The following is an 11,657-nucleotide window of genomic DNA, read 5'->3' on the forward strand; positions in this document are numbered from 1 at the left end:
TTTAGCCGTTTGCGACGGCTTGCCTCACGATCTCGCCAGCGCTCGTGAGAAACATTCGCGAACCATCAAAGCCTCCACCGATACGGGCGTGAACATATTTGACGTAAGCCAATCCATCATCCCGCAGCCCCCGGGCTGCGAATTCGATGCTGTCGAAATGGATAGAGAGCTTTTCGCTCAACTGCCCAAACGTCCACCCCTCCGACTTTGAGCAAAGCAGGATCAGACGACGCTGAGTTTCGCTGAGATAGAGCACATGCGCCCTTATCTCGCTTTCAGTCACTCCGGTTTCTCCACCGGCTTATGCTTCACGACCTTGGCAAGCCTCTCCTTGAAGTGCTTGGGATCGTCGTCCGTTTCTAGCTCGCGGGCGGCTTCTTTGAACTTGTCCAGTTGAGTTTTCGGCACTTCCGCCATTCGCTAGTTCCTATCAGCGGAGGCGCGCCGCTTCGCCTTCTTTATGAAGAGCGCGAAAAAGGCCTCTAGCTCCTCCACGCTGTCCGCAGACATGGAAGATGGAAAAATCACCTTCACGACCCCTTCATCCACTGTGAAGCGATCTAAATCCTCCCCTTCATCAGCCTTTGCTTCATGAGAGATTGCGGACGCAAAGGGCAGCACCGGCGGCGGATCGGCAGGCGGAGAAGCTTTTTCCAGCAATGTTACATCGGTCATTTTCGCACCAGACTGTGACGCCTCCACAAATATCCAAGGGCCGTCAATGGCGCGAACTCGCGTCTTCTCGAACACGATCTGTCCGCCGGACTCCACTCGCACCCAATCGCCAACGCTGACGCTCTGATTGGAAGGCTCAAGCAGGGCATCAAAGTCATCGCTGGTATCAGGAGTTTTATCAGACTCCGCTACCTTTGCATAGGTCATTGCATCATCGAAGACGCGTAGAAAGCTCTTTGCGCCGTCTTCTGTGAACTGATCTTCGAAGCGCAAATGACTGACCGCGACCCCGTCTGCGGGGCGGCCTGTGGCCCATGTCACAGCATACTCTGCAATCATTTTGGGAGAAAGAGCCGCCTCACTAAGCGCCCGCTCGCGAGCGCCAGGCCGTTGATCCTCTAACACCGTGAAGCCCAAGTCAGATACTCGGAACTTGCGATTTTCCTTAGCGCCACTGTCCTCCACGAGGCCATACGCAATAAGGGCTGCTAGAGTTTGGATCGCGCCGCTACTTTTCGCTCCATAACTCATGGCTGCTGCGGCATCAGCTAGACGCATTTCGTGACGACGACCAGCGACGTAGAGTTCGCGTGTGCGCTCGACCGCCTTTGTTAGCGTAATGAACGGGAAAGAGGGGCTTCGATCCTTTTTAGGCGAAGCCGGCGAAACCGTCACCTCAGCTTGCTCGCTATCAGACATTAAACCGCTACCTTCACAAAAGGTTGTTGATCACAATTTCAGCAGGTAGCAGATCAGGTAGCGCTTGACAAGCGGTGGAGGTAGCGTCATTCAGGGCTCAGAAAGGAGCTGGACCATGTTGAGGAGAAGAGTTGCTCTAGCCGATGTCACGCTCACGGATGCGGCACGGGCAAAATAGAGAAGCCGCCAAACCCCTGCTAGGGCGGCGGCTTCGAAGTGGGCCAAAAATCGGAACGAACCAACTGGCGGCGGTGTGTATAGCACCGCCGCCTTCTTTTGTGAAACCCTTTTAGCCTTCGATTTGGCTTAGTGATCCAGCGGGAGCGGTTTTTCTTCCTAGAAGCCTTCACCCGCTTAGGCGTTCCAGTCAGGCCTTGCATAGGTGAGGCGCTTGCCGACGATGCCCTTCAAACCTTCAACGGCGCGTTGGCGGTCATTCACGCCCAACGCCACGCGGTTGTTATAGCGGAACTCAAATTCAGCCAGATAGCGGTGCAAATGCTGCTCGCCGCAATGCTGATAGACGCCCTTCATGCCGCGCTTGAAGATGCTGAAATAGTTCTCCACGGTGTTGCTGTGGATGGTGCGGTCGGCCAGATCAACATACTGGCCCTTGCCGTGGCTGGTAGTGCCATGGCTGATGAAGTGATCCTTCATCGAGCGGTAGCCGCTGTGTTCATCGGTCATGACGCGGGTTTCGCGCGCGACGTTCTCCAGCACGATCGGCATGAGCGTTTCGGCCTTCACGTCATCAATGACCATCGTGCGGGCCTTGCCGGTTTCACGATCCACCAGCGCCAGAACCTTCATCTTGTGATGGAAGGCGCGCTTCTTCTCGACGCCCTTCAACTTGCCGATGAATGTTTCGTCCACTTCAACGATGCCGCCGTTACCGCCGAAAGGGGCAAGGTCGCCCGAACGCATGGCTTCGCGGATACGGTGAGCGAGAAACCACGCGCTCTTATACTGGACTTCCAGAACGCGGCTAAGCTGGTGGGCACTGATGCCCTTCTTGCTGGAAACGATCAGGTGAACGGCCTGGAGCATCTTGTAGAGCGGCATGCGGGCATGCTCGAACACGGTGCCGACCTTGACGGTGAACTGCTTGCGGCACTCACCGCACTTCTTGAGGCCGTGGCGGATAGCGCCTTCCGGGTTCTTCACGCTCTTGGAACCGCGAACGCCCGACAGGTCATAGACGCGACCGCCGATAACGCCACAGTGCGGGCAGGTCACGCCGTCCGCCCAGATCACGCTTTCCAGATACTCAAAAGCCTTGGCTTCGTCGTGGAAATGGGGGGCGGACAGAACGGACATGACGGCTTAACTCCTTGCCATCATTCCTACAGTTTCAGCGTGGGTTTGTAAAGTGCATAATCACCAAAATTTTCCGCACTGCGGCGATTTACTGTTTGCAAAGCCGGAGGATAATGCTAACCGCCCGGCCACGCCAAGGCGAGGCTCCAAACGGAGCGATCCGAAAGCGAGTGTGGACGCATAGCTCAGTTGGTAGAGCAGCTGACTCTTAATCAGCGGGTCCTAGGTTCGAGCCCTAGTGCGTCCACCATTTTTCAACGACTTGGATGCGAGATGACGACGGATATCCGGCGCGGGGTCCCATTGGGGTCCCAGATCCCGGGCGTGCAGTCGCTCAGACACAGAGCTCGTTGATTAAAACGTTCGGGTGCTTGCCACGAGATCCCAAAACCTCGCACAAACGAGCAAGTTCCCCTTGGCGGGTATGACCTCCCGCCGCTAAGACGCTCTCCGGAGTTCAGGCGGGGAATGTCGAATGCAGATTAGCGATACCATTCAGCGGGGGATAGACTCCAAGCTCATTTCGATTGATGCTGAATTTAAGAATGTCGCTTATCGCGCCCAAAATAAGAAATATAGGCTGAGCGATCCAGAAGAAATCGTCCGCGCTGGTGCTTATGTTTCCCTCATTCTGGACTATGGATACCCCGCCGAACAGCTAGATGTCGAATTCCCGGTCCCGCATCGCGTTCCAAGTCTGACCGCAGACATTGTCGTCTTCAAGGACAAAGCGCGGAAATCCCCTTTCATCGTCGTCGAAACCAAGCGCGAGGAAGCCAGCAAGGGCGAACTGGATCAGGCAGTTGAACAAGGCTTCGGCTATGCCAATTCCTTGAGTGCCGAATTCATGTGGATGACGTCCGGCATCCGCAATGACTATTTTCAGGTTGCCGGTTTTGGCGGCATGGAGCGCATCAAAAACCGCCAACCGGACATTCCGCGCTACGGCAAAACCGAGTCAGCCGCCTACAAATACACCAAGGGTGGTGTTGACGGCTTTGAACTCGAAGTGGTTCAAGAAAACGAACTCACGCGCAAATTCAAACAGGCGCATGATGCCCTGTGGGCGGGAGGAAAGCGCAACCCGGCAGAAGCGTTTGACGAACTCGACAAGCTGATCTTCTGCAAGATTTGGGACGAGCGCGCCGCCCGCAAGCCGGGCGCACCATATGATTTTCAGGTCTTCAAGAGCGACAGGGGCAACGAGCTAAAGCAGCGCATTCAAGCCATCTATGAGCAAGGTCGTGCCAAGGACAAAGAGGTCTTTCAGGACGACATCCGGCTGTCCAATGCCGAGTTGCAAACGGTCGTCGGCTACCTAGCCGACACAAACCTGAGCGAGACGGACCTGGACAGCAAGGGCCGCGCTTTCGAAACCTTCATGACCGGCTTTTTCCGGGGTGAGTTCGGCCAGTATTTCACGCCGCGCAACATCGTAAAGTTCATCGTTGATGCCCTGCCGATCACCAACGAAAGCGTCGTGATTGATACATCATGCGGCAGCGGCGGCTTCCTGCTGCACGCGCTCGACAAGGTGCGCCGCGCTGCGGATCGGATGGCGGAAGAAGGTTACTTCAAAAAAGAGGACCGTTTCCACCGCGCTCATTGGCACGATTTCGCAGAAAACAATCTTTACGGAATCGAGATTTCCGAAGGTATCGCCCGCACTGCCAAGATGAACATGATCATCCACGATGACGGCCATACCAATGTTATCTCGCACGATGGGCTTGAATCGATTGATGCGATGCGCATCGCGACCGGCAATCAGGGCTTCATGCCCGACACCTTTGACTACATCATCACCAACCCGCCGTTCGGCTCCAAAGTGAAGCTGGCGGAAAAAGGCTATCTTCAGGATTACGATCTGGGACGGAAAGACATCGACTGGGTCGATGCCAAGATGAACAATGTTCGCGTGGTGCAGAAGGACATCGGCGGGGGTGAGGTTATCCGCTTGTCGTTCACCGACAAGCACCGCGACCAGCAGACCACCGAAGTGCTTTTCATTGAGCAATGCCACCGCTTCCTGAAGCCGGGCGGCTATATGGCGATGGTCATTCCGGATAGCATCCTGACCAATTCATCGATGCAATATGTTCGCAATTGGATCGAGGAGCATTGGCGGATCGTCAGCGTAGTCTCCCTGCCGCAGTTCGCTTTTGCGGCCAACGGCGCGGGCGTGAAAAGCTCGGTCCTGTTCCTGAAAAAGCACGATGCCAAAACCACGGCGGCGATCCAGCGTATCAAGGAGCAAGCGCAAGATCGACTGCACGAGGCAAAGGACGGCGGCGGTGCGCTGGAAAAGTTGATTGCTGAGAAGAAAGCCGTGCTGAAGCGTGGCGATGCCACCTGCCAGCGAATCGATGCAGAGATGGTTGCCAAGGCCGATGCGCTTTCGGCGCAAGGCACGCTGACGGCAACGGAGAAGCGCGCGCTGAAGGCGGAAGCTGAAGCTGCCAAGGCCACCCACATGGAAAGCGAAGCCTATGCTCAGTGGAAAACCGATGCCACCGACGATTACAATGAGCGGATCGAAAACCTGCGCGAAACGCTGAACGATCAATATCTGGCCGAGGTGAAGGCCAACGTTTCCGACTATGAAATCTACATGGCGATTGCGGAGGACATTGGTTACGACGCCACCGGACGCCCCACCGCCACCAATGAACTGGAGACGGTAGCAGCAGAGCTTAGCCGCTTCATTGCCCATATCGAAGCGGGAGCAACGCGCCCTTTTGCGTAAGCCCCGATCTCGACGGAGAGCGTTTCTTCGTTGTGGGTTGGGGTGATCTCATCGACCGTTTCGATCCACTGCCACTTCAGGCTGGGTTCTTTCTGAATCAACTGGAGGTCGCTGGACAAGTTGAACTTGTACCGTTCAGATCCATTGCGAGCGGCTTCGTAAATGGTTTCGCCGCTGGCCGTGAGCAGCAATCCTTCGAACAGACGGCAAATGTTCAGCTGCGGCCGACCAATCTCCAACCGGATGGCCGATGGACGTTTGACAAGGCTACATATCTTGAATCTCAGGATATTCCGGCCATCGCGAAGTCGCCCAGGGTCGGATCGATCATTTTCAACAACACGAACTCCCAAACTCTCGTCGGGAAGACAGGCGTATGGCGAGACAAGGGTGGGATTACGCCCTATCTTTCAAACCATATGACCGAAATTCAGATGGCAGATGGATTTGATCCCGATTGCTACGCAGCTGTCATCAACATCTATCGGGAACGGCGAGTATTCTTTAATCTCTGCACCAATTGGAACAATCAGTTTGGCTTTTCTGGCGATCGACTGCGAGCCTTGCCAGTTCCGAAACTGACTGTGCACCAACAAAATTCAATCGGTGGCATCCTGCGCAAATCACGCCAATCTGCCGTCGCGAAGGAAAGAGAGGCCGCCGCGTTGCTGGCTTCGATTGACGACTATCTCTTGGTTGAGCTCGGCATCGCTCTGCCACCGGAAACTGAAAACACGCTGGCCAATCGCACCTTCCGCGTCGCCGTGCATAAACTCAGTGGTTGGCGGTTTGATCCCACGTTCTACAGCCACAAATATGTCGGTCTGAGTGCAGCACTCGAAATGCAGGCTCATCGTCGGCTCGGCGAAGTCTGTATATTTTCGAGCGAGAATTGGGATCAGGACAGCCTGTTCGTCGAAACTTTCCCCTACCTTGAGATTTCAGAAATCGACATCGGGACGGGAGCCATCGGGACGGTTGCCGACACGCCGATCATCGAAGCCCCGAGCCGGGCGCGAATGATTGTGCGTCAGGACGACATTCTTGTTTCAACTACCCGCCCAAGCCGGGGAGCTATCGCGCTCGCGGATGAAAAGCTGCAATACCCGATCATTGCCTCCACCGGGTTCGCCGTGATCCGCAAGGTCGCAGAAAGCCTAATTGAGCGCGAGTATTTGTTTTATGTCCTGCGGTCAAAGATCGGCCTGTGGCAAATGGAACAGCGTTCCAGCGGTGGGAACTATCCCGCAATCAACCCCACGGAATTGAAAAGGTTGATTATCCCGACGCCCGATTTGGAAAGGCAACGTCGAATTGTCGCCGGCTGCAAGCACCGTATTTCCGAGGCTTTGTCGTTGCGTAGCAAAGCCACCGCCGAACTCGAGGCCGCCAAGCGCCAGATCGAAGCGATTCTGCTGGGAGGTGCTGCATGAGAACGATTTTTCGCGGCGCCTATGAAATGTCGCTGGGAGGATTCCCCTGCATCCGGGGCTACGCCACTTTGCGCGAAATCGCGCAATGCTCTTTTCCCGATCCGGCCTATCAGCGCGAACTGACGCCTGAGCATCGGGACGAGATCAGTCGCTTCTTCGAGGCGGGCGAATATCTGTTTTTCCCCGAAATCATCCTTTCGGCCACGCTGGGAGCCGATTTCGAATTGCCGAACGCGCCAACCGAAGACCCATTGCAACTGGTGATGAAGGGCAAACGGTTCAAATCCAATGTGGACGGGCTTCAAATCCAGCCGCGCACTTCACGCTATGATCTGGTCGTTCCCAATGGCGAAAAGCTGCTGAAACGCATCGATGGCAATCACCGCCTCAATGCGCTGGAAGAATTGAACGATGAAGAATATGATCGTTACCTCGCCCCGTTCTGCATTATCCTGTTTGGGAAATCGGACGCGCTGCGCAACGAAAAGGCGCTCTTCCACAACATCAACTCCAAGGCTCGCTCCCTAACGTCCGAGGAATCGCTGCGCGGCATCATCGACGACGAAGAGGGTTTTCCCGATGATGATCTGAAAGAACAGTTCGGCGCGGACTATCGCATGTGCCGCCGGATGTTGAAAAAGCTGAATTTCGATTATCTGCCCCATCTCAAACCGGTGTTCGGACGGGGCGAAGAACAAGAAGATTGCAGCCGGTCGGTGATGCTCAAATCACTCGAAGACGTCAAAGCGCAGCTTCAACGCATCGATGGCACGGGCTTGCCCAATTCGGCGAAAATCCTGTCTGCCATTCAGGCGGTCAATCAAATCTATGCCGATGAACGGTTCAAGGATGCACAAGCGCAAGGCTTGTTCGCGGCGTTCCTCTTTTGGCAGCTTAACCCAAGTGCAAACGCAGGCCAGCGCAGCCAGTTCACGAACTGGGTGTTGCGCACGCACCAGTATGAGCTGACTTCAATCCACACCGCTGACCTTATCAAGATTTTCGAGAAAATCGCTCTGTCCCGCAAGCGGCAGATTTTCGTCTCCATGTGGTTTCACGAGACGACCAAGCCCAATTTCGACGCGATCAAGGCCGCGATTGAAGATGTGAACAAAGACCACAAGCTCGATATCAAGCTGCGGGAAATCCGCATCGATCAGTTCGACACAGGCTATTCCTACGAGATCAATCAGGAAATTCTCGACCTGATCGAAGATTCGGGCCTTATGATCGCTGATCTTTCAGGGGGAAACCGCAACGTCCATCACGAAATCGGCTATCTCATGGGCCTGAACCGTGGGCAAAGTTTGCCAGACGAAAATTTCCTGCTGGTCCACAACGAACAAATGGGGGCCCCAGCCGAACAAATCGGATTCAATCTCGGCGGGATCAAGCAGGTTCGCGTGAAAGACACGCACAGTTTGCGCGAGCAGGTCAAAAAGCAGGTCGAAATCTTCTACGGTTTGGCGGGGGCATAAAATGGCTGAGAAAACCATCTGGGGCATCCACATGCGCCGCGATCATGATTTCGCCCCCATCGAGCAAGGCTATATCGCGATCGGCTGGACGCAGATGGGCGACTTGTCGCTCATCAAGCCGAATCGCGATGCCTACAAGGCGGCCTATCAGCGCGCCTATCCCGACGAGAAGCCGGGCAAGATTCCAGTGTCAGCTGGCGTCGTCTACCGGTTCGTGGTCGAGATGAAACCGGGCGATATTGTTATTTATCCATCGAAGACCGACCGGATGGTGAATATCGGCATCATCGACAGCGATTTTCAATACGATGCCAACGCCCCTTTTAACTGCCCCCAGCGCCGACGTGTGAAATGGCTCCAGCACATCCCCCGCGCAAACTTCTCCCAGCCCGCGCTCAACGAAATCGGCTCTGCCGTTACGCTGTTCAAGGTGACATCCAATGCGGAGGAGTTCCTTGCGGCGCTTGAAGGCCAGACTTTCGAAGTTGAGGATATTGACGAAGTCAGCGCCGAACGGGTGACGGAGCAGGTCGAGGAGTCGACAGAGGACTTCATCATCAAGCGGTTGAAGACGTCGCAGACACCTTACCAGTTTGAACATTTCATAGCCCACCTGCTCAAGTGCATGGGCTACTACTCTCGTGTCACACAGGCGTCCGGTGACGGTGGTGTCGATATCATTGCGCACCGGGACGAGCTCGGGTTTGAGCCGCCCATCATCAAGGTTCAGTGCAAACAGATTCTTTCGACGATTGGCCGCCCGGATGTCCAAAAACTGTTCGGGGCAATTGAGCGAGAGGAAAAGGGCCTGTTCGTCACGCTTGGGTCATTCAGCGCCGATGCGCGGACCTTCGAGCAGACCAAGCCGAACCTGCGGCTAATCGACGGGTCGGCGCTGATCGAGCTGATCTACGAACACTATCATCAGTTTGAGCCGCGCTATCAGATGTTGCTGCCGCTCAAGCGATCATACATCCCCGGCCCGGTTGCGTCCGGCAGCGATTGACGGGCCCGAGCTGCATAGGATGTGTTGAGCTCTCGCAATGCGCGGCGGGCTTATTGTGCCGCCTGCCGGGGGACATCGGTAAGCCTCCCATCGGGTCCAAACGGCAAGCCTACCGACCGGGCATTCGCGCCGAACATCGATCCCATGGAATGCACCCAAACGAGGCGTTCGCTGCCGTCCGAGTTGGCAACGACCTGATTTGGTCGACCCAGCAGGCCGATAACTTCTGCCTTGGTCATGCCGACCCGAAGGCGCTCGACCGCAGCCACGTCATAATTCGTGCCCATCGACACGCAGCCTGCAAGCAGCAATGCAGCTAGGGTCACAAAGTGCTTCCGCATTTCCAGATCCTCCATATAGTCGATCAGTGACATCGATAAGCGGCACGGAATCCGTGGTCAAAGGAATTGTCACTGATCGTCTGTAGACTGATCGGCAGCATAGCTGTGCTGTCACCCCGATGGATGTTCGGGAGCGCCTTGCGAAGAATCTACGCCACTTGAGGCAGGGCAAAGGTTGGTCGCAGGAAGCGTTTGCGGACGAAGCGGGATTACACCGCACCTATATCAGCGACCTTGAACGAGGCGCACGCAACCCGACAATTACTGTGGTGGACAAGCTCGCAGCAGCACTGGGCGTCACACCGGGGCGACTACTCGACTGAAGCCGCGCCTACCCCAAGCCACAGTATTTCGTTGAATAGCCCCGCTTGAGAGGCACAGAGCCGCTGTCCGGAGGGCCAGAGGTTCACCCTGAGACGTTGCCGATCTCGATGTATGATGCCGTCCGAGACGCAGGAGGCTTTCATGGGCGGCATCGGATCGGGCGCACGGCGTTCAACGCATATCGGCAACGTAGAGGAAATGCTAACGCTTGATATACGCGCGTTGCGGCGGCTGGGTGTCATCGCACCGGGCGAATGCATCATCGACACGTTATGCTGGTCCATTGGCGGCCTAAGCACCGCTAGCGCGCGCCTGCGTGTCGATCTTAGCAACATTGAACGCGGCGTCGTGATGACGATCAATGGCGAAATGCCCGATGGAGCGACCACCCAGAACGTTGACATCGAAATGGTGCCATCACGGTTCGGAGGACACCGCTGCTATTTCATCTGCTCAGTCACCGCCCAGCGCTGCGAGGTCCTGTATTATACCGGAGGCCGTTTTGGCTCGCGGAAGGCACAGCGCCTAAATTATGCAGTGCAGGGAATGAACGTGGTTTCGCGTGCCCGCCGTAAGACAATCAAGCTACAAAGCCGTCTCTCTGGGTCGGGTGGAAAGCCGCGCCCGCGAGGACGCAATCGGATCGACGTGGTGAGCCGCCTCCGCATGGCGGAGTATGAGGCACAGGCGCTCTACCTTGACCGGCTCCGCGCCCTTTCCGGTTGGTCTGGTTCCCAGTGAATACCCGACAAAAACTATAGCTGATCCGAGAGACCGATTTCTGTGCTTTCGAGCATGCCGACCACCTGATTTACAATCAGCGGGTCCTGCCCGAATTGCGCGATCCCGCACACCGGCGCCCCTGAAAAAATCAGCAGGTCCCGTTTGGGATTTTTCCTGACTTCCCCGCATCCATGATCTTATTGGGGAGATGGTCAACGAAAGGAGACCATCATGTCTGACGACGAACCGCTCGACCGGTCACACCTATTATCCCATGCACAGGCGCTATTCCCCGGCGCGATGATCGAAGTGATCCACATGCCCGACGAGGTTATCCACATTGATGTGAACGGGCACCGCTACACGTTCCAGATCGGCAGCGACGACGACGAATATCTTTTCACTGATGGGAAAAACGCCTTTTCCATCCCGCTGATGGAAATCGACTGGGATTCCTAGGATTTGGCCTGACACGCCGTCCGGCCCCATCTTAATGGAAATGTTGGTCCCAACGAAGGAGATGACCGACATGACGACGCCCGAACCCGCAAAGCCGACCGCCGCGCCCAGCACAGGGAGCAAGACGGAGGCCGCCGCCAAGCCTGCATCGGAAACTACGGCATCTTCCAACTCCAAGGTTGAAATGGTTACGCTCGATCAACTCGCTCGCGAAATGAAGATGTCGCCGCGCGATGCCCGGATGCTGCTGCGGCTCGCCGCAAAGCAGACCAAGCTTTACCCGACATTGGGCAAGGAGCACGTCGCGAGGCAGCCGTGGCAGTGGACGCCGGGATCGAAGGCGCTGGAGGAAGCCCGCAAGGCGCTGTGCGCGACACCGGCAGTTTGAAGCGCGTCCGGGGCATCGGCCTGCCCGATGTCTCCCCTCGCCCTTCCCAATCCAACAATTCAGGTTTT

Annotated in this window: 13 protein-coding genes and 1 tRNA gene; 9 read left to right on the plus strand and 5 right to left on the minus strand. The window is 56.0% G+C overall.

The annotated features are described in order from the left end of the window. Window position 1: 1 nt before the first annotated feature. The 4 genes from ACZ51H_RS05345 to ACZ51H_RS05360 all read right to left on the minus strand — a co-directional run bounded on the left by ACZ51H_RS05345 (window position 2) and on the right by ACZ51H_RS05360 (window position 2,691). Window positions 2-283, minus strand: a complete 282-nt coding sequence (locus ACZ51H_RS05345; protein ID WP_464802677.1) for a hypothetical protein — start codon at window positions 281-283, stop codon at window positions 2-4. Next, entirely contained in the window at window positions 280-417 is a 138-nt protein-coding gene (locus ACZ51H_RS05350) for a hypothetical protein (protein ID WP_464802678.1), read from the minus strand. The genes ACZ51H_RS05345 and ACZ51H_RS05350 overlap by 4 nt, the downstream gene beginning before the upstream one ends. Before the next feature lie 3 nt (window positions 418-420). Then, window positions 421-1,374, minus strand: a complete 954-nt coding sequence (locus ACZ51H_RS05355; protein ID WP_464802679.1) for a hypothetical protein — start codon at window positions 1,372-1,374, stop codon at window positions 421-423. Window positions 1,375-1,728: 354 nt separating this feature from the next. Further along, window positions 1,729-2,691 carry an IS1595 family transposase gene (locus tag ACZ51H_RS05360; protein WP_464802680.1) on the minus strand — a complete coding sequence of 321 codons (963 nt, stop codon included), beginning with the start codon at window positions 2,689-2,691 and terminating at the stop codon, window positions 1,729-1,731. A 174-nt stretch (window positions 2,692-2,865) separates the two neighbouring features. On the opposite strand from ACZ51H_RS05360, the gene ACZ51H_RS05365 reads away from it, so the two are divergent. The 5 genes from ACZ51H_RS05365 (at window position 2,866) to ACZ51H_RS05385 (ending at window position 9,354) form a co-directional block, all read left to right on the plus strand. Beyond that, window positions 2,866-2,941 (plus strand) — tRNA-Lys (locus tag ACZ51H_RS05365). A gap of 225 nt (window positions 2,942-3,166) precedes the next feature. Continuing rightward, window positions 3,167-5,437 carry an N-6 DNA methylase gene (locus tag ACZ51H_RS05370; protein WP_464802681.1) on the plus strand — a complete coding sequence of 757 codons (2,271 nt, stop codon included), beginning with the start codon at window positions 3,167-3,169 and terminating at the stop codon, window positions 5,435-5,437. Window positions 5,438-5,469: 32 nt separating this feature from the next. Then, window positions 5,470-6,870, plus strand: a complete 1,401-nt coding sequence (locus ACZ51H_RS05375; RefSeq protein WP_464802682.1) for a restriction endonuclease subunit S — start codon at window positions 5,470-5,472, stop codon at window positions 6,868-6,870. After that, window positions 6,867-8,348: a ParB N-terminal domain-containing protein gene (locus tag ACZ51H_RS05380; RefSeq protein WP_464802683.1), complete on the plus strand. Its 1,482-nt coding sequence runs from the start codon at window positions 6,867-6,869 to the stop codon at window positions 8,346-8,348. Before ACZ51H_RS05375 ends, ACZ51H_RS05380 begins: the two co-directional genes overlap by 4 nt. A gap of 1 nt (window position 8,349) precedes the next feature. Further along, window positions 8,350-9,354: a restriction endonuclease gene (locus tag ACZ51H_RS05385; protein WP_464802684.1), complete on the plus strand. Its 1,005-nt coding sequence runs from the start codon at window positions 8,350-8,352 to the stop codon at window positions 9,352-9,354. A gap of 50 nt (window positions 9,355-9,404) precedes the next feature. Here ACZ51H_RS05385 and ACZ51H_RS05390 read toward each other — a convergent pair whose 3' ends face one another. Further along, the gene (locus ACZ51H_RS05390; RefSeq protein ID WP_464802685.1) at window positions 9,405-9,695 is read right to left on the minus strand and encodes a hypothetical protein; all 291 of its coding nucleotides are present in this window, start codon (window positions 9,693-9,695) and stop codon (window positions 9,405-9,407) included. A 158-nt stretch (window positions 9,696-9,853) separates the two neighbouring features. On the opposite strand from ACZ51H_RS05390, the gene ACZ51H_RS05395 reads away from it, so the two are divergent. From ACZ51H_RS05395 to ACZ51H_RS05410, 4 genes are all read left to right on the plus strand, one after another. Further along, complete coding sequence (locus tag ACZ51H_RS05395; protein ID WP_464802686.1) at window positions 9,854-10,018, plus strand: helix-turn-helix domain-containing protein; 165 nt, start codon at window positions 9,854-9,856, stop codon at window positions 10,016-10,018. Between the two features lie 142 nt (window positions 10,019-10,160). Further along, window positions 10,161-10,760: a hypothetical protein gene (locus ACZ51H_RS05400; RefSeq protein WP_464802687.1), complete on the plus strand. Its 600-nt coding sequence runs from the start codon at window positions 10,161-10,163 to the stop codon at window positions 10,758-10,760. Window positions 10,761-10,973: 213 nt separating this feature from the next. Then, window positions 10,974-11,201 carry a hypothetical protein gene (locus ACZ51H_RS05405; RefSeq protein WP_464802688.1) on the plus strand — a complete coding sequence of 76 codons (228 nt, stop codon included), beginning with the start codon at window positions 10,974-10,976 and terminating at the stop codon, window positions 11,199-11,201. A 70-nt stretch (window positions 11,202-11,271) separates the two neighbouring features. Beyond that, window positions 11,272-11,589, plus strand: coding sequence for a hypothetical protein (locus ACZ51H_RS05410; RefSeq protein WP_464802689.1), 318 nt, complete (start codon window positions 11,272-11,274; stop codon window positions 11,587-11,589). Window positions 11,590-11,657: the final 68 nt, after the last annotated feature.

The organism is Sphingobium sp. TomMM15, assembly GCF_055397045.1.

What these genes read in the sequence shown, in the direction of transcription:
- ACZ51H_RS05370 (WP_464802681.1), top strand. Translation starts at nt 3,167, where the DNA reads ATGCAGATTAGCGATACCATTCAGCGGGGGATAGACTCCAAGCTCATT.
- ACZ51H_RS05355 (WP_464802679.1), bottom strand. Translation starts at nt 1,374, where the DNA reads ATGTCTGATAGCGAGCAAGCTGAGGTGACGGTTTCGCCGGCTTCGCCT.
- ACZ51H_RS05400 (WP_464802687.1), top strand. Translation starts at nt 10,161, where the DNA reads ATGGGCGGCATCGGATCGGGCGCACGGCGTTCAACGCATATCGGCAAC.
- ACZ51H_RS05410 (WP_464802689.1), top strand. Translation starts at nt 11,272, where the DNA reads ATGACGACGCCCGAACCCGCAAAGCCGACCGCCGCGCCCAGCACAGGG.
- ACZ51H_RS05380 (WP_464802683.1), top strand. Translation starts at nt 6,867, where the DNA reads ATGAGAACGATTTTTCGCGGCGCCTATGAAATGTCGCTGGGAGGATTC.
- ACZ51H_RS05350 (WP_464802678.1), bottom strand. Translation starts at nt 417, where the DNA reads ATGGCGGAAGTGCCGAAAACTCAACTGGACAAGTTCAAAGAAGCCGCC.
- ACZ51H_RS05360 (WP_464802680.1), bottom strand. Translation starts at nt 2,691, where the DNA reads ATGTCCGTTCTGTCCGCCCCCCATTTCCACGACGAAGCCAAGGCTTTT.
- ACZ51H_RS05405 (WP_464802688.1), top strand. Translation starts at nt 10,974, where the DNA reads ATGTCTGACGACGAACCGCTCGACCGGTCACACCTATTATCCCATGCA.
- ACZ51H_RS05390 (WP_464802685.1), bottom strand. Translation starts at nt 9,695, where the DNA reads ATGCGGAAGCACTTTGTGACCCTAGCTGCATTGCTGCTTGCAGGCTGC.
- ACZ51H_RS05385 (WP_464802684.1), top strand. Translation starts at nt 8,350, where the DNA reads ATGGCTGAGAAAACCATCTGGGGCATCCACATGCGCCGCGATCATGAT.